Below are 17,987 nucleotides of genomic sequence, written 5' to 3'. Positions count from 1 at the left end.
CTGGGTTCGGTCTGGACGCAGTGAAGCGATTTTGAGCCGAATCCCTTTGTTTTTCTGGGGTTGAGCCGATTCTAGCGTGAAAAACCTGACCGTGGAGAAACCCTACAGATTTGTAATTATTGCGCCACGTTCCTGACAGTCGTGAACTTTTAGACTTCTCACCGTAGAGAAATTCTACGTCATTAATTTGTTGCGCAATGCAGGGCGCAGATGAATGGGTGTGCCACTCGTCTTTGCCGTCTTCTACACATTGCATCCCAATTAATTTCTACAAAAAACAGGTCGAGTTCATGTCCTTTACATGGCGCTGCATAGGGGTTTTCCGATGAAAGTGAATTGGCATTTGAGCTATGTGAAAAGTTTGTCGCTCGCATGCGCATGTCTGGTGTCGGGCTCTGTCCTGGGCGCTGAAAAATTCGCTGTTTCCGAGGAGCAGATGCGGGCACTCGGCATCAAGCTGATCCCCGTGCAGGACACCGCCATGGGTGAGGTGCGTAGCCGCTACCCTGGCCAGGTTGTGGTGCCTCCCAGATCCGAGCAGGTCATCAGCTCTCCTCTCGAAGGGCTGGTGACGCAGCTGTTGGTGGGGGAGTTCCAGGCCGTCAAGCGTGGTGAGGCAATGGTGCGGCTCTCCAGCCCCGCTATGAGTCAGTTGCAACTGCAGCTGCTGCAGGCTTCGGCGCGGGCGACTCTGGCGCGCCAGGCTCATGCGCGGGAGCAGTCGCTGTTCGAGGAAGGGATCATTCCTCAGCGTCGTGCGCAGGAGTCCCAAGCCACTCTGAAGGAAGCCGAGGCGACGCTCTCCCAGGCCAAGTCGGAGCTGACACTGGCAGGCCTTACCAAGGAGGTGATGGAGCAGGTCATCCGCACTGGAGTGCCCTCGGACTCCATCACCCTGACCGCTGCGCAGGATGGGATCGTCAGCGCCATTTCCGTCCGTCCTGGGCAGCGTGTTGATGCCGCCACCGCCATCCTCAACGTGACCCAGGTCGACACCCTCTGGCTCGATGTGCAGATACCGGTGAACGCCAGCCTCGGCGTCAAGGTCGGGGCTCGCGTTGATGTGGCTGACAAGCAGGTGAGCGGGCGGGTCCTGAGCCTGAGCCCCACCATCACGGCCAACAACCAGTTCGTCGTTCTGCGTGCCGAGATCGATGGCGCGGCGGGTCTGTTACGCCCTGGCGAGCTGGTCACCGTGGAAATCCCGGTCGAGTCTTCGGGCAAGGCGTGGTCGCTGCCGTTGGCAGCGGTGGCGCGCAACAAGGACGACTCGGTGGTCTTCGTGCGCACCCCCGACGGTTTCGTGGCAAAGCCGGTGAAGGTGCAGGCCAGCGCCGGCCAACTGGTGCGCGTTGAGGGTGACATCAAGGCGCAGGACGAAGTCGCCGTGTCCGGTGTGATCGCCCTCAAAGGCGCCTGGCTTGAAGAGGACGGTGAGTGATGCTGAGTCGTCTTGTTCAATTCTCGCTGTCGCAGCGGCTGTTCATGCTTCTGGCGACGGTCCTCATCGCGGCGGCAGGCTGGTACGCCTACCGCGGACTCCCTATCGACGCCTTCCCCGACGTTGCCAGCACCCAGGTGAAGGTGATCATGAAGGCCCCGGGAATGACCCCGGAAGAAGTGGAAAGCCGCATCGCGGTCCCGATTGAAGTGGAGATGCTCGGCATCCCGGATACCAAGATCCTGCGTTCGGTCACCAAGTACGGCCTGGTGGACGTGACCATCGACTTCAAGGATGGCACGAACATCTACTGGGCTCGCCAGCAAGTGGCGGAGCGCTTGGGCAACCTCACCGACAGCCTGCCTGAAGGCATTTCAGGTGGCATGGCGCCCATTACGACGCCGCTCGGGGAGATGTTCATGTTCACCGTGGACGGTGACTCCATGTCCCTGGTGGAGCGCCGCAGCCTGCTGGACTGGGTCATCCGCCCGGCACTGCGTACGGTGCCTGGGGTGGCCGACGTCAACTCGCTGGGTGGGGAGGTCAGGACATTCGAAGTGATGCCCGACCCGGTGCGCATGGCGGCCAGTGGCGTGACGTTGGAGCAGCTGTCCAAGGCGGTGGAGGTCAACAACCGCAACGATGGCGCCGGCCGCCTGGGGGAGGGTGATGAGGTCCTGCTGGTGCGTAGCGAAGGCAGCATTCGCACCCTGGACGATCTGCGTGCCGTGGTGGTGAACGCCAATGGCTCCTCGCCTGTGCGGATCGGCGATCTCGCCGAAGTGAAGATCGGCACCCTCACGCGCTATGGCGTGGTCACCCAGGATGGCAATGGCGAAGCGGTGCAGGGGCTGGTGCTCGGCCTGGCTGGCGCCAACGCCCGTGAGGTGGTCAAGGGGGTTCAGCAGAAGCTCAAGGAGCTGGAACCGACTTTGCCGCAAGGCATCAAGATCACCACGTTCTACGACCGCTCCTCGCTGGTGGACAAGGCCGTGGGTGCGGTCTCCAAGGCACTGCTTGAAGCCACCGTGCTGGTCATCCTGCTGCTGGCGCTGTTCCTCGGCAACGTCCGTGCAGCCCTGACCGTTGCATTGGTGCTGCCTCTTGCGGCGCTGATCACCTTCATCCTCATGCGCTTCTTCGGCATGTCGGCGAACCTCATGAGCCTGGGCGGCCTGGCCATCGCAATCGGCATGCTGGTGGACGCTGCGGTTGTGGTCGTCGAGAACATCGTCCAGCGGCTGGCTACGGACAGCTCGGGCGGCAAGCTTCCGCGCCTGCACATCATCTACCGTGCGGTCCGTGAGGTAGCGGTGCCGGTTACCTCCGGCATCCTGATCATCATTACGGTGTTCCTCCCGCTGCTCACCCTGCAGGGGCTGGAAGGCAAGTTCTTCGTGCCTGTGGCGCTGACGATCGTCTTCGCCCTGGCCGGTTCGCTGCTGCTCTCCCTGACGGTGATTCCGGTGCTGTCCTCTTACCTGTTGCGCGAGGTCAAGCACGAGGACCCCTGGCTGGCCCGCAAGCTTCTCGCTGCATACACGCCTGCGCTCGACTGGGGGCTGCGTCGGCAGAAGGTGGTCGGAGTCCTCGCCGCTGCGCTGCTGGTCGTCGCAGGCCTGGTGTATACGCAGGTCGGCAAAACCTTCATGCCCACCATGGATGAAGGGGACCTGATCGTCGGCATCGAGAAGCTGCCGTCGGTGAGCCTGGAGCAGACCGCCGAGCTGGACAAGAAGATTCACAAGGCCCTGATGGGGGCCATTCCGGAAATCCGTGGAATCGTGGCGCGTGCGGGCTCGGACGAAATCGGCCTCGACCCCATGGGCCTCAACCAGACCGACACCTACCTGCTGCTCAAGCCCACCAGTGAATGGAGGATGGACAGCAAGGAAGAGCTGATGGACGAAATCCGCAAGGTGCTCGATCCGATGCCGGGTATCGGCTACAGCTTCACGCAGCCCATCGAGATGCGTGTCTCCGAGATGATCATCGGTGTGCGCGGGGATCTGGCCGTGAAGGTCTACGGCCCCGAGTTGGCGAAACTCAATGAGCTCGGCGGGCAGATCGAAGGGCTGCTGAAAACGGTGCCGGGCAACCAGGACGTGTACACCGTGCAGAACGATGGCGTGCAGTACCTGCGCGTCGAGATCGACCGCCTGCAGGCCGGCCGCTTCGGGCTCGACGTGGAGACCATCCAGGATGCGCTGCGCGCGCAGATCGAAGGCCAGCGCGCCGGTATCGTCATCGAGGGCAACCAGCGCACGCCGATACTCATCCGGGCCAAGGAATCGGTGCGGGTATCGCCGGCCGAGTTCGACGCCGTGCGGATCACCGCGCCGGACGGCAGCAGCGTGCCGCTGCGCAGCGTCGCCAAGCTGGAGCGGGCCGAAGGGCCGGTGAAGATCGACCGCGAAATGGGCAGCCGCTACAGCGTGGTCATCGCCAACGTCAGCGGGCGTGACCTGGTCGGTTTCGTCGAGGAGGCTAAGGCACTTGTCGCCAAGAACGTCGAGCTTCCCAATGGCTACCGCATCAGCTGGGGCGGGCAGTTCGAGAACCAGCAGCGCGCCGCTGCCCGGCTCTCGGTGGTCATCCCGGTCGCGCTGGGGCTGATCTTCGTACTGCTGTTCTCCACCTTTGGCTCGGTCCGCCAGGCGCTGCTGATCCTCAGCAACATCCCCTTCGCACTGGTCGGTGGCATCGTCGCGCTCTGGGTCACCGGCGAATACCTGTCCGTGCCAGCGTCGGTGGGCTTCATCGCCTTGCTGGGTATCGCGGTGCTCAACGGCATTGTGTTGGTGAGCTACTTCAACCAGTTGCACGGTGAGGGCCTGGCCCTACGGGATGTCGTTGTTCAAGGCGCTCAGCGCCGGCTGCGCCCGGTAATGATGACCGCCTCCATCACCGCATTCGGCCTGGTGCCGCTGCTGTTCGCCACGGGCCCCGGCTCCGAGATCCAGCGTCCCCTTGCCATCGTCGTCATCGGCGGGCTCATCACCGTGACCGCCCTCACGCTGATGCTGCTGCCCATCCTCTACCTCCGATTCGCTCATCCCAAGAGGGAGACCTCGAATGCCTAATATCTGGCTGACCCTGCTTTGCCCGCCAACCCTTGAAGAAAAGCTTATCGACCAGTTGCTCGTGACCACCGGCACGCAGGTTTTCACCAGCACGCCCGTTGCGGCACACGGCCTCTCCACGTCTTCGCTCGACCCAGTCGAGCAGGTCATGGGACGAGCTCGCGCGGTGCAGATCCAGCTCGTTGTCGAGCAGCAATACCTCATCCAGCTCCTGGACACCCTGCGCGAGCAGTTTCCCCGGACGGGCCTGCGCTTCTGGACGTCTCAGATCAACCTGCTCGGAGAGTTCGTCTGATGGAAAGACTTCTTCTTCTGGTTCTGTTGATGGGCGCCAGCGGATCGGCCGCGTCAAAGCCTCTGCCCATTCAGGAGGCATTACCGACGTCCGTCGTCTCTGAGCTGCTGTCTGCTGACCCCCGGGTGGCATCGGCGAAGGCCAGCATGGAGGCCGCGATGCAGGAGGCCGGCATCATCCGGAACTCGCCCTATGAGTGGGTGATGACGGCGACGGGGCAGCAGCGCCGCGTGAACAGCGGGCCGAACTACAACGAGTGGAATGTTGGCGTGGAGCGCACCATCCGTTTGCCCGGCAAGATGAGTGCAGATCGGGATATCAGCAGCGCGGTGGTGGAGGAGGCCTATGCCGGATATGGCGAGGCCAGGCACGAGAGCGCCCAGGAGCTGATGGCCTTGTGGCTGGAGTGGCTCGCCGCTGAGCACGCCCTGGACATTGCCAACAAGGGACTGGCTTCGGCCAAGGAAAGCCTGGTGGCCGTGGAAAAGCGCAGCCGCGCCGGGGACGCCTCCAAGCTGGACGTGAGCTTGGCGCGTGCCGAGCAGGCCGAGCAGCTGCGGCAGGGTAACGATGCGAAGGTGCGCGCTGCGTCGAGCTGGGCCCGCCTGTCGAACCGCTTCCCAGGCATCGAGCGCAACAAGGTAGAGCTGCCCACCCCGTCAAAGGAGTTGGGTGAGCTGGCGATCTGGCGCGAAAGGATCCTGCAGGAGAGCGATGAGCTGCGACGTGCGCAGGCGATTGCGCTCAAGTCCCAGGGGCAGGCCGTACGGGCCAAGGCCGACAAGATTCCCGACCCGACCCTCGGTGTGTTCACCACATCGGAGCAGGGCAGCCGCGAGCGGATCTATGGCCTGAGCATCAGCATGCCCATCCCCAGCGGTTCGCGCAGTGCCCGCTATAGCCAGGCTCTTTCGCAGGAGGAGATGGCGCGCCAGGATGCCGCCCTGGTCAAGCGCGAGCTGGAGACCCGGGTCGCTCGCGACGTGGCCCTCGCCTCCGGTGCCTATGACAGTTACGTCATCGCCAAGGAGGGCGCCGAAGCGATGGCGCAGAACGAGGCCCAGATGCAGCGTGCCTATGAGCTCGGCGAGGCGGATCTGCAATCGCTGCTGCTGGCTCGACGACAGGCTGTGAGCGCCTCCACGAACGCCCTCGATGCTCATGTCGAGACCCTGCGTGCCCACTTGTCGTTGCTGATCGATGCGCACCGCATCTGGGGGCTCGACGAGTCCTGAGCACGGCTAGCAGTACCCGGACGGCCCGCCAAGCCTCGCTTGGCGGGCCGTCTTTCAAAATTGTAATTCTTCAATCATGTTGTCGACAGCTCCGGGCAGTAAGGATAGGGAGCGGCCACTAATTCGCAGTGCAACAAGAAAAACGGCCGCCACGAATCAACAAGAAACTGCCGAACAATATGGAGCAAACATGAACTCAAAGACCAAGCTGTCGCTTGCCGTCTTCGCGGCACTTGCAAGTATCAGCCCTCTCGCGAGCGCCGAAGAGCCAAGCGAAGGTTTCATCGAAGGCAGCAGCCTGACGATTCTCAACCGCAACTTCTACTTCAACCGTGACAACCGCAATGGCGAGAACGGCGCCGGCGGCGCGGGTTACTCCGAAGCCTGGGCGCACGGAGTCATCGGTAAGTTCGAATCCGGTTTCACCCAGGGCACGGTCGGCTTCGGTGTCGATGCATTCGCCATGATCGGCATCAAGCTGGATACCGGTGGTGGGCGCAATGGTGGCCGCAGTTCGTTCGACGTCCTGCCGGTCAACAGCGAAGGTGAGGCCCGTGACGAATACACCAAGGTTGGCGGGGCCGTGAAGGTCAAGGCCTTCGACACCGAAGTCAAAGTCGGTGACGTATTCCCCGTGACTCCGGTCGTTGCCTACGGCGACTCGCGCCTGCTCCCGGAAAGCTTCCGTGGGGTGACGCTGACCAACACCAGCCTCGAAGGCCTGACCGTTCAGGGCGGCCGCCTGCACTCCATGAGCCAGCCGGTCTCCAGCGATATGCGCGACAACTTCGCGACCTTCTACGCCGGCCCCGTGGCAGCACCCTGGATCGCCTACTTCGGCGGCGACTACACCCTCAACGACAATGTGGGTGTGAGCCTGTACACCAGCCGCCTGAAAGACGCCTGGAACCAGTACTACTTCGGCACCACGCTCAACTACCCGCTTTCCGACAACATGGCCCTTATCGGCGGCTTCAACTATTACAAGGCCGTCGACGAAGGCAAGAGGCTCCTTGGCGAGTTCGACAACGACATCTGGAGCGGCAAGATCGGCGTCCAGTTCGGTGCCCACACGCTGGCGCTGTCTCACCAGCGCAACAACGGCGACGATGATTTCGACTACCTGCGCCAGTCCGACTCGATCTTCCTCGACAACTCGATCCAGTACAGCGACTTCAACTCGCCGAAAGAGCGGTCCTGGATGGTGCGTTACGACCTGAACATGAAGGACTACGGCATTCCCGGCCTGTCCTTCATGACGCGCTACGCCAAAGGTACCGACGCCGACTACAGCAACGCGAACAGCGTCTACATGCGCCGTGACAGTGACGGTAACCCCCTCACCAATCAGAAGCGCTGGGAACGTGATATCGAGGTCAAGTACGTGGTGCAGACCGGCTCGCTGAAAGACATGTCTTTCCGCATTCGCCAGGCCAATACCCGGGCTACTCAATATGAGTCGGACCTTGATGAGTTCCGTCTGATCGTGGAATACCCGATTACCGTTCTATAACGCTCAGGGTGGGCAACTCCATTCTTTCAGGATTGTAATTCTTCACTCACGTTCTTGTTAGTTTGAGTTGCTTATCATCAGATGGCACGAGATGAAACGCTACCCTGGCAGGTCCGCAGTTTATCTCGTGTCGACAGTCCGGATGCTCCCGGCTGATGTAAATATTCACCTTGGTAGCTATTGCTCCTTTGGAAAGGGTGAATCCTCAGCGCCTTGGCTCAAGGCGCTTTTTTTTGCCTGTAAAAAAGCATCTTGCAAAGGCGTAATGTTTGCGCAACGGTCATGTCAGTCATGGGTTGTTAATCTCTTCTGGAATATTTCTTCTGAGGGTATGCCCATGAAATTTATGAAATTTATCTTTGTCCTGTCTGTGCTGATGGGGTCGCAAAATATCTACGCAATGGGCACCAGTGTCGAGATAGAGCAGCAGTTCGAAAAGGACAGCCTCAAGAAGACTCAGGACTATGCGGGGAGAGTGAAAAAATCTGTTCCTGCGATAAAGGATTATGGCTACGGAATGAAGCTCGATGTGGCCAAGGTTATCTACAGTTCTCCGAATGTTAAGTACTGCGGCAGCGTGAAGAAACTGCTCAGTTACGCCGATTCGAAAGGCGAACTGCACACCATTCGTTACCTGGCCCAGGGCGAATGCATAAACAGGCGTTAAGTCGAGATGGTTTGTATTGATCAACCAGCATAGGTGAGCACTATGAGAACTATCAGATTCATTGTTGTCGCGGTTCTGGCCATGTCTTCAACTCCCTCCATGGCGAAGGGCGAAGGCAACAACGTGAATAATCGGCTACGAGAGTTTCATCTGGAGAGGATGCAGAAAGAGAAAGCTGTTGAGCAAGGTGTTGCGAAGGAGCGGCAGGCAGCGTCGTGATGAGGTGGGCAAGGTATCTATGTGCTTTGCGAGTACCTGCAATCTGCGCGCGTTAGTGAGCGTATGGCTAGGCCCAGAAGAACGAGCGCTCATACCATTTTTTGTACCACTGGTACCGAAAAGGAGCGGGAAGTGGCGGGAAGGGACCCAGCAAAACCGGGGCTTTCAGCCCGCCAGGAGTCGCGCTTATTCGCCAAAATCATCGCATGGTGATGTTGGCGGTGGAGATCACGGTTGAATCCTGGGCTGGCTGGGGCGCTGACGCGCAAAAGGGCGCGATTGTAGCGGTTTTGCGGGCGGGGCGGGGAGTCGGTTGTCGGCGGCGCGTCGGTTTAGCGGGCGAGCGCCGGTTTTCACCCGCCCGCGCGGGGTACCGCCCATCACTCCCTGAAGAACACCTGCACCAGGTGGTAGCCGAACTGGCTCTTCACCGGGCCGTGGATGGTGCGCACCGGCTTCTTGAAGATCACCTGGTCGATCACCCGCACCATCTGCCCGGGGCGCACTTCGCCCAGGTCGCCGCCGCGCTTGCCCGAGGGGCAGAGGGAGTGCTTCTTCGCCAGCACGGCGAAGTCCTCGCCCTTGGCCAGGCGCTGCTTGATCTGTTCGGCTTCCGCCTCGGTCTTGACCAGGATGTGGCGGGCAAGGGCCTTGGCCATGGGATTTCCTCGTGGTTTGTGGAGCCGTTCATTGTGCCAGCGCGCGGCGCGCCCATACAGTTCATCGGTTGCGCGTTTACGCGCAGGAAGCCGGGCGAAATTCGCCTACCGTTATTCGAAATGCCCTTTGGACGTTCGCTCCCATGGATCTCCCCTCGATGCTCAAGGTTCTGGCCTCCCAGGATGGCTCGGACCTTTACCTTTCCACCGGCGCGCCGCCCTGCGCCAAGTTCAACGGCGTGCTCAAGCCGCTGGGCACCGACCCGCTCAAGCCGGGCGACGTGGCGCGTATCGCCGAATCCATCATGGACCCGGAGCAGCGCGGCGAATTCGACCGTGAGCTGGAGATGAACCTGGCCATCTCCCTGCCCAACATCGGGCGGTTCCGCATCAACATCTTCAAGCAGCGCAACGAGGTTTCCATCGTCGCGCGCAACATCAAGCTGGACATCCCCAAGTTCGAAGACCTGAAGCTGCCCGAAACCCTGCTCAAGGTGGTAATGGAGAAGCGCGGCCTGGTGCTCTTCGTCGGCGGCACCGGCTCGGGCAAGTCCACCTCCCTGGCGGCGCTGATCGACTACCGCAACCGCAACAGCGGCGGGCACATCATCACCATCGAAGACCCGGTGGAATACGTGCACCGGCACAAGAAGTCCATCATCAACCAGCGTGAGGTGGGGGTGGACACCCGCAGCTTCCACGCCGCCCTGAAGAACACCCTGCGCCAGGCGCCGGACGTGATCCTGATCGGCGAGATCCGCGACCGCGAGACCATGGAACACGCCCTGGCCTTCGCCGACACCGGTCACCTGGCCATCTCCACCCTGCATGCCAACAACGCCAACCAGGCGCTGGACCGCATCATCAACTTCTTCCCCGAGGAGCGCCGGCCGCAGCTGCTCAACGACCTGGGCAACAACCTCAAGGCCTTCGTTTCCCAGCGCCTGGTGCGCACCTCGGACGGCAAGCGCCGCGCGGCGGTGGAAGTACTGCTGGGCACCTCCACCATCAGCGACCTGATCAAGCGCGGCGACTTCAGCTCGATCAAGGAGATCATGGAGAAATCCAAGGCCCTGGGCATGCAGACCTTCGACCAGGCGCTGTTCGATCTGGTGATCGAGGGCTCGATCCAGGAAGAGGAGGCGATCAAGAACGCCGACTCGGCCAACAACCTGCGCCTCAAGCTCAAGTTGCACCGCGACGGCCCCGGCACCCGGCCCACCGCCGCTGCACCGACCCCGCCTCCCGCACCGACGCCCCAGGCCACGCCGACCCAGGATGCCGCCAGCTGGGGTCTGGAGCTCAAGCTCGAAGACCTGCCCGAAGAAGATCCGCCGCCGGAAGACCCCGGCAAGCACTACTGACCACGCCGCCAACCCGCGATGCGTTTGCGCATCCGTGCCGGGTTGCACCTGACCTACCGGGTCGTCGAGGCCTGTAGCCCGGGCTTCAGCCCGGGGCTCTGGAAAGGGCTTCGCGAGCACAGCTCGCTCCTACGATGGGGGTGGAGTTTCGTTGGGCGTGTGCGTGCTCTGAACTCTTCTGCCCACCCGTAGGGCGGGTGAAACCCGCGAGGCTTGCATGGGCTCATGTCGGGTTGCACCCGACCTACGGAGCCTGTTGTTCCAGTAGCGGTTGCGCGTCCTTCAGGTACCGCGCCTGGATGCGCTTCAGGCTGCCGTCCGTGCGCAGGGCTTCGATGGCCTTGCGCAGGTCGTCCACCAGTTGCGGGTTGCAGGCCAGGGAGCAGGCGAGGTAGAGGTCGGTAGCCGCCAGGGGCGGGCTCATGCGCAGGCGCTGGTGCGAGACCTTGGGCCAGATGTAGAGCGCCTCGGGGACGCCGGTGAACCAGGCGTCGATGCGCCCCATCTCCAGCAGCTGCGCAGGCTTGTCGCCCAGTACCAGGGAGCGTATCTGCCCGCCGTCGAAGCCTTCGCGGCGGAGGATCTCGTTCTGCGCGGTGCCCAGGCCGACGCCGACCTGGCGGTAGCGGGCGCGGGCCTCGGCGAAGTCCTTCACCGGCTCGTCCAGGGTGAAGAAGGCGCGCTGCAACTCCATGATCGGTGCGACCCAGGTGTAGGAGGCTTCGCGATCCGGCGTGCGCGACAGGGGGATGACGAGGATGTCGCGGCCTTCCATGGTGCGCTTCTGCGCCCGTGCCCAGGGCGCGACGAGGATGCGCACCTGGTAACCGGCGCGCTTGAGCGCCAGCAGGGTGGCGTCGCCGACGATGCCGTGGCTGTTGCCGGCTTCCAGCATGGTCAGCGGCGGCGCATCGGGCAGGTACAGGTCGACCTGCAGGGGCCGGGCGGTGGCCTGGAGGGCGCAGCAGAGCAGGGCGGCGAAGCACAGGGTTCTGGCGAGCACGGTGGGGTCCGTATCAGGGCGACGCCAGGAGTATAGGAGAGGCTGCCGCCGCGTCGGGGTGGCGCGGCGGAGGGGTCACTCCACCTTCTCGTAGCCGGCCAGGGCCTGGGTCACGCTGGCATCGTCCTTGTAGCGCTGGCGCAGGGCGTCGAGCTGGGCGTCGATGCCGGTGCACAGTTCTTCCACGGCCTGGGCCAGCTCCTTGGCCCGCTCTGCGTCGTAGGGCTCCTCGCCGAGGAAGTGCTCGCAGTTGGCGTAGCGGTCGGCGAAGGTGGTGACGTCCTCGGGTTGGCCGCTGGCGGCCGGTTCGGGCTGGTCGTCGCCTTCACTGCGCGACGGGGCGGCGTCCAGGCGGTTTTCTTCCACCCAGCCGCTGAAGTCCTCGCCCTTGGCGTTGATGTACATCACCTGCATCCAGCCGTTCTCGGCGGCGTAGATGGTCACGCCGTCGCCGGGGATGATGAACAGGCCGGGGATGGTGCAGGCCTTGTCCGGCGCGCTGTGGAAGTGCAGCCGGCCTTCGCCCTTCACCGTGCCCCACCAGGGCGGGTGGAAGCCGACAGCGTCGTTGGCCTTGGCGGCCAGGGCTTCGCAGTCGGCGCTGGCGGTCGGCTGGTCCTCCAGCCATTGCACGTCCTGCATCAGCAGCGGCGCGTAGTGGAAGGCTGTCTCGGCGGAGAACAGGTGGCCGGCGAGGGTCACCTGCTGGCCCAGGTGCGGTTCGAGCTTCTTGTAGCCGGCTTCGTCCAGCACCAGTTGCACCAGGCGCACGTCCTGCTCGGCGCCCATGTCCGTCTCGTAGTCGTTGCCCTTCACGCAGGCGGGCTCGGCCAGCACCAGGTAGAAGCCGGTGCGCGCCTCGTCGCCGTTTTCGACGCTTTCGAAGTTGGGCGGGCCGGGGTGGGTCTGGCGCTCCAGCTTGCCTTCGAGGCGCGCGGTAGCGGGTTCGAACTCCTGGCAGGGCGTGGCCAGGGCGATGGAGGGCAGGGCGAGGCCCAGGCAGAGCAGGGCACGGGGGATGAGATCCATCTCGGGGTCCAGGTGGGGTGGAGCGGCCATGGTAGCGCCGGTGCCCCGGCCATTCCCTTGGCCATTGGTCCAAGCGTGATGGGGTTCGCAGGGCGGGTGACGCGCGCAAGTGCCAGGGAACCGTCGGTCTGCCCCCCGGCTTACGGCCTCGCCGTGTTCACTCGGCCAGTTCCGGCAGGTCCCTGAACAGTTCCAGCGCCTGGGGGTTGGCCAGGGCGTCGGTGTTCTTCACCGGGCGGCCGTGGACGACGTTGCGCACCGCCAGCTCGACGATCTTGCCACTGAGGGTGCGAGGGATGTCGGCGACGGCGATGACCTTCGCCGGCACGTGGCGCGGCGTGGTGTTGGCGCGGATCACCTGGCGGATGCGTGCCTGCAGCGCTTCGTCCAGCGCCACGCCGTCGCGCAGGCGCACGAACAGCACCACGCGCACGTCGCCCTGCCAATCCTGGCCGATGGCGATGGATTCCAGCACCTCTTCCACCTTCTCCACCTGGCGGTAGATCTCGGCGGTGCCGATGCGCACGCCGCCGGGGTTGAGCACGGCGTCGGAGCGGCCATGGATCACCAGGCCGCCGTGCCCCGTCTCCTCGGCGTAGTCGCCGTGGGCCCAGACGCCGGGGAAGGTCTCGAAATAGGCCGCGCGGAACTTCTCTCCGTCTGGGTCGTTCCAGAAGCTCACCGGCATCGAGGGGAAGTGCCGGGCGCAGACCAGTTCGCCCTTGCCGGAGGTGAGCCGCCTGCCGTCCGCGTCCCACACCTGCACGTCCATGCCCAGGCCCTTGCACTGCAGCTCGCCGCGCCACACCGGCAGCACCGGGTTGCCGAGGGCGAAGCAGGAGACGATGTCGGTGCCGCCGGAGATGGACGACAAGCACAGCTCGGCCTTGATCTCGCGGTAGACGTAGTCGAAGCCCTCGTGGGCCAGGGGCGAGCCGGTGGAGAGCAGCGCCTTGAGGCGTTCCAGGCGATGGCTCTGGCGGGGCCTGGCGCCGGCCTTCTCCAGGGCGGCCAGGTACTTGGCGCTGGTGCCGAACACGCTGATGCCCTCGGCGTCGATCAGGTCCATCAGCCGCTCGGGGCCGGGGTGGAAGGGCGAGCCGTCGTAGAGCACCAGGGTGGCGCCCAGGGCCAGGCCGGAGGCCAGCCAGTTCCACATCATCCAGCCGCAGGTGGTGAAGTAGAACAGCGTGTCGTCGGCCTTCAGGTCGCTGTGCAGCGCGTGTTCCTTGAGGTGTTGCAGCAGGGTGCCGCCCACGCCGTGGACGATGCACTTGGGCACCCCGGTGGTGCCGCTGGAGTAGAGGATGTACAGCGGCTGCTCGAAGGGCACGGGAACGAAGGCGGGTTCGCCGCCGGGACGGTAGAAGTCACTCCACAGGCTGACCCGGGCCGGGGTGGCGAAGTCTTCCGCGCGGGCCTCGGGGCGGGCATAGGGCACCACCACCAACTGGGCGAGGGCAGGCAGGCGCTGGAGGATTTCATTGAGCTTGGCGGTCAGGTCCAGGGTCTTGCCGGCGTAGTGGTAGCCGGCGGCGGCGATCAGCACCTTGGGTTCGATCTGGCCGAAGCGGTCGATCACCCCCTGGGTGCCGAAGTCCGGCGAGCAGGACGACCAGGTGGCGCCGAGGCTGGCGGTGGCGAGCATGCCCACCACCGTCTGCCAGGTGTTGGGCATGAAGGCCGCCACACGGTCGCCGACGCCCACCCCGGCGGCGGCCAGGCGCTGCTGCAGGCCGGCCACATGGGCGGCCAGTTCGGCATGGCTGAGCTGCTCACGGCGGCCGTCCTCGGCCACGGCCACCAGCGCCGGGTGGTCGTCACGGCGGCGCAGCAGGTGCTCGGCGAAGTTCAGGGTGGCGCCGGGGAACCAATGGGCGCTGGGCATCGCCGCGCCTTCCTCCAGCACGGTGCGGGGCTGTGCATGGAAACGCACGTCGAACAGCTCCACCAGCGCCTGCCAGAAGGCTTCCCGCTGCTCGACGCTCCAGGCGTGCAGGGCGGCGTAGTCGGCCAGGTCGAGGCCGTGGCGGCGGTTGATCTCGCGGCGGAAGGCGTCCATCCGCGTGGCGGCGATGCGTTCCGGGCTGGGGCTCCACAGGGGCTGGTTCATCGGGCGATTCCTCTTCTTCTACGGCTGGGCCCACTGCGCTGGCGGGCGATGTTCACAGCATGGCACGGGCCGTGGGCGGCCGCTCCGGTACAAGGTTCGGGGTTGGTCTCACTCGCCGGGTCCCGATGGCACCTGGCGGTTCCAGTCGCGCAGGTGCAGCAGCACGTCTGCCAAGGCCTGGGCAGCGGTGGAGAGGCTGTGCCCGGCGAGCCACAGCAGGCCCACGCGGCGTTCGATCTGCGGCTCGCCGAGGGCGATGCAGCGGGCGCCCAGTTCCTCCATCTGCTGGATGCACAGGCTGGGCACGGCGCTCACCCCCAGGCCCTGGGCGACCATGCGCCCGACCGTCACCAACTGGTGGCTCTCCAGGGCCACCGGCAGCCGGCCGTGCCGCGCCGCCACCCGCTCCTCCAGCAGCAGGCGCACGGCGGAGGGGCGTTGCAGGGTGATGAAGGGCTCGCCCAGCAGCTCCGCCCAGCTCACTTCCCGACGCTCGGCCAGCGGGCAATCGCCGGGCACCACGGCGACGAAACGGTCGCTGTAGAAGGGCGTGAAGGCCAGGCCGTCGAGGGACTCCGGCTCGAAGGCGATACCCAGCTCGACGCGGTGGTTGCGCACCATCTCCAGCACCTGTTCGTTGATCACGTCGTGCACCGCGACGTTGACCTTCGGGTGGCGGTCGCGGAAGGCCTTGAGGCCCACCGGCAGCAGGTTGCCGGCGAAGGAGGGCATGGCGGCGATGGCCACCTTGCCCAGTTGCAGGGTGAAGTGCTGACGCAGCAGCTCTTCGGCGTTGTCCCAGTCCGCCAGCAGGCGCCGGGCGATGGGCAGTAGGGTCTCGCCCTCCGGCGTCAGCGCCACGCTGCGGGTGGTGCGCACCAGCAACTGGCCGCCGAGGGACTCCTCCAGGTTCTTGATCGCCAGGGACAGCGCCGGCTGGGACAGGTGCAGGCGCTCGCAGGCCTGGGCGAAGCTCAGGCTCTGGGCGACGGCGAGGAAGGCACGCAGTTGCTTGACGGTCATTGATTTGTTTTGCCGATCAATAGCGAGGAAAAACAAAATTAACAAATGAGTCGAACGAGGAGAAGCTTGGGCCCACTCGCCGGCCACGTGCCGGGCCAACGACAATCACAAGAGGCAGCACCATGAGTGGACTCGACAAGCGCGTAGGCAGCTACGAGGAAGCCCTCGAAGGGCTCACCGACGGCATGACCGTCCTCGCCGGGGGCTTCGGCCTGTGCGGCATCCCCGAGAACCTGATCGCCGAGATCCGCCGCCGTGGCGTGCGCGACCTCACCGTGGTCTCAAACAACTGCGGCGTCGATGGCTTCGGCCTCGGCGTGCTGCTGGAAGACCGGCAGATCCGCAAGATGATCGCCTCCTACGTCGGCGAGAACGCCCTGTTCGAGCAGCAGCTGCTCAGCGGCGAACTGGAAGTCGAGCTCACCCCCCAGGGCTCCCTCGCCGAGAAGCTGCGCGCCGGCGGCGCCGGCATCCCCGCCTTCTACACCGCCACCGGCTACGGCACCCCGGTCGCCGAAGGCAAGGAGGCCCGCGAATTCAACGGCCGCCCCTACATCCTCGAGCCGGCCATCACCGGCGACTTCGCCATCGTCAAGGGCTGGAAGGCCGACCGCTACGGCAACGTGATCTACCGCCACACCGCACAGAACTTCAACCCGGTGGTGGCCACCGCCGGCCGCATCACCGTGGTCGAGGTGGAGGAGATCGTCGAGCCCGGCGAGCTGGACCCGAGCCAGATCCACACCCCGGGCATCTACGTCGATCGCCTGATTTGCGGGACCTTCGAGAAGCGCATCGAAAAGCGCACCACTCGCTGACCACGACAAGAAGAATCCGAGGAAAACGACATGGCACTAACCCGCGAACAGATGGCCCAGCGCGTGGCCCGCGAACTGAAGGACGGCTACTACGTGAACCTGGGGATCGGCATCCCCACCCTGGTGGCCAACTACGTGCCCGAGGGCATGGAAGTGATGCTGCAATCCGAGAACGGCCTGCTGGGCATGGGCGCCTTCCCCACCGAGGAGGAAGTCGACGCCGACATGATCAACGCCGGCAAGCAGACGGTCACCGCCAGCAAGGGTGCGGCGATCTTCGACTCCGCCGAATCCTTCGCCATGATCCGTGGCGGCCACGTCGACCTCACGGTGCTGGGCGCCTTCGAGGTGGACGTGCAGGGCAACATCGCCTCCTGGATGATCCCTGGCAAGCTGGTCAAGGGCATGGGCGGCGCGATGGACCTGGTGGCCGGTGCCGACAACATCATCGTCACCATGACCCACGCCTCCAAGGACGGCGAGTCCAAGCTGCTCAAGCATTGCAGCCTGCCGCTCACCGGCTGCCGCTGCATCCGCAAGGTGCTCACCGACCTGGCCTACCTGGAGATCGAGGACGGCGCCTTCATCCTCCGCGAACGCGCCCCCGGCGTCAGCATCGAGGAGATCGTCGCCAAGACCGCCGGCAAGCTGATCGTCCCTGACGACGTGATCGAAATGAGCTTCTGATTGCTCTTCCGCCTCGCGGACGAAACGCCACGCACGCTTCGTCCGCGGGGCGGTCTTTTGTTCATCGGCCAGGCCCGTGCGGCGTGGCCCCGCAGGAGATCCGCATATGCAAGACGTCGTCATAGTCGCCGCCACCCGCACCGCCGTCGGCAGCTTCCAGGGCTCGCTGGCCAACATCCCCGCCCCCGAGCTGGGCGCTGCGGTGATCCGCCAGCTGCTGGCCCAGACCGGCCTCGATGGCGCCCAGGTGGACGAGGTCATCCTCGGCCAGGTGCTCACTGCAGGCAGCGGCCAGAACCCTGCGCGCCAGGCCGCCATCCTCGCCGGCCTGCCCCACGCCGTGCCGGCCATGACCCTGAACAAGGTCTGCGGCTCCGGCCTCAAGGCCCTGCACCTGGCCGCCCAGGCCATCCGCTGCGGTGACGCCGAGGTGATCATCGCCGGTGGCCAGGAGAACATGAGCCTCGCCCCCTACGTCATGCCCGGCGCCCGCACCGGCCTGCGCATGGGCCACGCCAAGCTGGTCGACAGCATGATCCAGGACGGCCTGTGGGACGCCTTCAACGACTACCACATGGGCATCACCGCCGAGAACCTGGTGGAGAAGTACGGCATCAGCCGTGAAGCCCAGGATGCCTTCGCCGCCGCTTCCCAGCAGAAGGCTTCCGCCGCCATCGAAGCGGGCCGCTTCGTGGATGAGATCACCCCGATCCTGATCCCGCAGAAGAAGGGCGAGCCCGTCGCCTTCGCCACCGACGAGCAGCCTCGCGCCGGCACCACTGCCGAATCCCTGGCCAAGCTCAAGCCGGCCTTCAAGAAGGACGGCAGCGTCACCGCC

At 64.5% G+C, this 17,987-nt stretch carries 16 protein-coding genes; 11 read left to right on the top strand and 5 right to left on the bottom strand.

Going from position 1 to position 17,987, the window contains the following annotated elements; all coding sequences use genetic code 11:
• Positions 1-325 precede the first annotated feature (325 nt).
• The 7 genes from RTW82_RS23295 to RTW82_RS23265 all read left to right on the top strand — a co-directional run bounded on the left by RTW82_RS23295 (position 326) and on the right by RTW82_RS23265 (position 8,453).
• A complete protein-coding gene (locus RTW82_RS23295; protein ID WP_081672010.1) occupies positions 326-1,441 on the top strand; it encodes an efflux RND transporter periplasmic adaptor subunit in 1,116 nt (371 codons plus the stop codon).
• Positions 1,441-4,524, top strand: coding sequence for an efflux RND transporter permease subunit (locus RTW82_RS23290; RefSeq protein ID WP_021216626.1), 3,084 nt, complete (start codon positions 1,441-1,443; stop codon positions 4,522-4,524). Before RTW82_RS23295 ends, RTW82_RS23290 begins: the two co-directional genes overlap by 1 nt.
• Positions 4,517-4,819 carry a DUF3240 family protein gene (locus tag RTW82_RS23285; RefSeq protein ID WP_021216625.1) on the top strand — a complete coding sequence of 101 codons (303 nt, stop codon included), beginning with the start codon at positions 4,517-4,519 and terminating at the stop codon, positions 4,817-4,819. Before RTW82_RS23290 ends, RTW82_RS23285 begins: the two co-directional genes overlap by 8 nt.
• Positions 4,819-6,054 carry a TolC family protein gene (locus tag RTW82_RS23280; protein WP_031286773.1) on the top strand — a complete coding sequence of 412 codons (1,236 nt, stop codon included), beginning with the start codon at positions 4,819-4,821 and terminating at the stop codon, positions 6,052-6,054. Before RTW82_RS23285 ends, RTW82_RS23280 begins: the two co-directional genes overlap by 1 nt.
• Before the next feature lie 190 nt (positions 6,055-6,244).
• Entirely contained in the window at positions 6,245-7,567 is a 1,323-nt protein-coding gene (locus RTW82_RS23275; RefSeq protein WP_021216623.1) for an OprD family porin, read from the top strand.
• A 91-nt stretch (positions 7,568-7,658) separates the two neighbouring features.
• On the top strand, positions 7,659-8,234 hold the full coding sequence (locus RTW82_RS23270) for a DUF2790 domain-containing protein (protein ID WP_169708301.1): 576 nt from the start codon (positions 7,659-7,661) through the stop codon (positions 8,232-8,234).
• A 42-nt stretch (positions 8,235-8,276) separates the two neighbouring features.
• On the top strand, positions 8,277-8,453 hold the full coding sequence (locus RTW82_RS23265) for a hypothetical protein (protein ID WP_169708300.1): 177 nt from the start codon (positions 8,277-8,279) through the stop codon (positions 8,451-8,453).
• 380 nt (positions 8,454-8,833) lie between these two features.
• Here RTW82_RS23265 and RTW82_RS23260 read toward each other — a convergent pair whose 3' ends face one another.
• Positions 8,834-9,112, bottom strand: coding sequence for a peptidylprolyl isomerase (locus RTW82_RS23260; RefSeq protein ID WP_021216621.1), 279 nt, complete (start codon positions 9,110-9,112; stop codon positions 8,834-8,836).
• Positions 9,113-9,270: 158 nt separating this feature from the next.
• Here RTW82_RS23260 and RTW82_RS23255 point away from each other — a divergent pair, with 158 nt between their 5' ends.
• A complete protein-coding gene (locus RTW82_RS23255) occupies positions 9,271-10,476 on the top strand; it encodes a PilT/PilU family type 4a pilus ATPase (protein ID WP_021216620.1) in 1,206 nt (401 codons plus the stop codon).
• Between the two features lie 244 nt (positions 10,477-10,720).
• Here RTW82_RS23255 and RTW82_RS23250 read toward each other — a convergent pair whose 3' ends face one another.
• The 4 genes from RTW82_RS23250 to RTW82_RS23235 form a co-directional block, all read right to left on the bottom strand.
• Positions 10,721-11,479, bottom strand: coding sequence for a substrate-binding periplasmic protein (locus tag RTW82_RS23250; protein ID WP_271660773.1), 759 nt, complete (start codon positions 11,477-11,479; stop codon positions 10,721-10,723).
• Between the two features lie 75 nt (positions 11,480-11,554).
• The gene (locus tag RTW82_RS23245) at positions 11,555-12,508 is read right to left on the bottom strand and encodes a DUF4431 domain-containing protein (protein WP_052351453.1); all 954 of its coding nucleotides are present in this window, start codon (positions 12,506-12,508) and stop codon (positions 11,555-11,557) included.
• Positions 12,509-12,665: 157 nt separating this feature from the next.
• Positions 12,666-14,621 (bottom strand): acetoacetate--CoA ligase, encoded by a 1,956-nt coding sequence (locus RTW82_RS23240; RefSeq protein ID WP_316926635.1) that lies wholly within the window; start codon positions 14,619-14,621, stop codon positions 12,666-12,668.
• A 108-nt stretch (positions 14,622-14,729) separates the two neighbouring features.
• Entirely contained in the window at positions 14,730-15,644 is a 915-nt protein-coding gene (locus RTW82_RS23235; protein WP_316926634.1) for a LysR family transcriptional regulator, read from the bottom strand.
• 122 nt (positions 15,645-15,766) lie between these two features.
• On the opposite strand from RTW82_RS23235, the gene RTW82_RS23230 reads away from it, so the two are divergent.
• The 3 genes from RTW82_RS23230 to RTW82_RS23220 all read left to right on the top strand — a co-directional run.
• Complete coding sequence (locus RTW82_RS23230) at positions 15,767-16,462, top strand: CoA transferase subunit A (RefSeq protein ID WP_316926633.1); 696 nt, start codon at positions 15,767-15,769, stop codon at positions 16,460-16,462.
• Between the two features lie 30 nt (positions 16,463-16,492).
• Positions 16,493-17,149: a CoA transferase subunit B gene (locus RTW82_RS23225; RefSeq protein ID WP_173180323.1), complete on the top strand. Its 657-nt coding sequence runs from the start codon at positions 16,493-16,495 to the stop codon at positions 17,147-17,149.
• Positions 17,150-17,255: 106 nt separating this feature from the next.
• Positions 17,256-17,987, top strand: a 732-nt coding sequence (locus tag RTW82_RS23220; RefSeq protein WP_316926632.1) for an acetyl-CoA C-acyltransferase, incomplete at its 3' end; no start/stop codon positions are given.

This window comes from Pseudomonas sp. zfem005 (assembly GCF_032621735.1).
GTDB lineage: Bacteria > Pseudomonadota > Gammaproteobacteria > Pseudomonadales > Pseudomonadaceae > Metapseudomonas > Metapseudomonas solani.
Note: the sequence above shows the minus strand (reverse complement) of the source record. Positions and strands in the feature narration are given on the sequence as shown.

Excerpts from the sequence above, each read along its gene's own strand:
- RTW82_RS23280 (WP_031286773.1), top strand. The coding sequence starts at position 4,819 with ATGGAAAGACTTCTTCTTCTGGTTCTGTTGATGGGCGCCAGCGGATCG.
- RTW82_RS23275 (WP_021216623.1), top strand. The coding sequence starts at position 6,245 with ATGAACTCAAAGACCAAGCTGTCGCTTGCCGTCTTCGCGGCACTTGCA.
- RTW82_RS23245 (WP_052351453.1), bottom strand. The coding sequence starts at position 12,508 with ATGGATCTCATCCCCCGTGCCCTGCTCTGCCTGGGCCTCGCCCTGCCC.
- RTW82_RS23265 (WP_169708300.1), top strand. The coding sequence starts at position 8,277 with ATGAGAACTATCAGATTCATTGTTGTCGCGGTTCTGGCCATGTCTTCA.
- RTW82_RS23235 (WP_316926634.1), bottom strand. The coding sequence starts at position 15,644 with ATGACCGTCAAGCAACTGCGTGCCTTCCTCGCCGTCGCCCAGAGCCTG.
- RTW82_RS23255 (WP_021216620.1), top strand. The coding sequence starts at position 9,271 with ATGCTCAAGGTTCTGGCCTCCCAGGATGGCTCGGACCTTTACCTTTCC.
- RTW82_RS23260 (WP_021216621.1), bottom strand. The coding sequence starts at position 9,112 with ATGGCCAAGGCCCTTGCCCGCCACATCCTGGTCAAGACCGAGGCGGAA.
- RTW82_RS23290 (WP_021216626.1), top strand. The coding sequence starts at position 1,441 with ATGCTGAGTCGTCTTGTTCAATTCTCGCTGTCGCAGCGGCTGTTCATG.
- RTW82_RS23225 (WP_173180323.1), top strand. The coding sequence starts at position 16,493 with ATGGCACTAACCCGCGAACAGATGGCCCAGCGCGTGGCCCGCGAACTG.
- RTW82_RS23295 (WP_081672010.1), top strand. The coding sequence starts at position 326 with ATGAAAGTGAATTGGCATTTGAGCTATGTGAAAAGTTTGTCGCTCGCA.
- RTW82_RS23230 (WP_316926633.1), top strand. The coding sequence starts at position 15,767 with ATGAGTGGACTCGACAAGCGCGTAGGCAGCTACGAGGAAGCCCTCGAA.
- RTW82_RS23270 (WP_169708301.1), top strand. The coding sequence starts at position 7,659 with ATGAAACGCTACCCTGGCAGGTCCGCAGTTTATCTCGTGTCGACAGTC.
- RTW82_RS23285 (WP_021216625.1), top strand. The coding sequence starts at position 4,517 with ATGCCTAATATCTGGCTGACCCTGCTTTGCCCGCCAACCCTTGAAGAA.
- RTW82_RS23240 (WP_316926635.1), bottom strand. The coding sequence starts at position 14,621 with ATGAACCAGCCCCTGTGGAGCCCCAGCCCGGAACGCATCGCCGCCACG.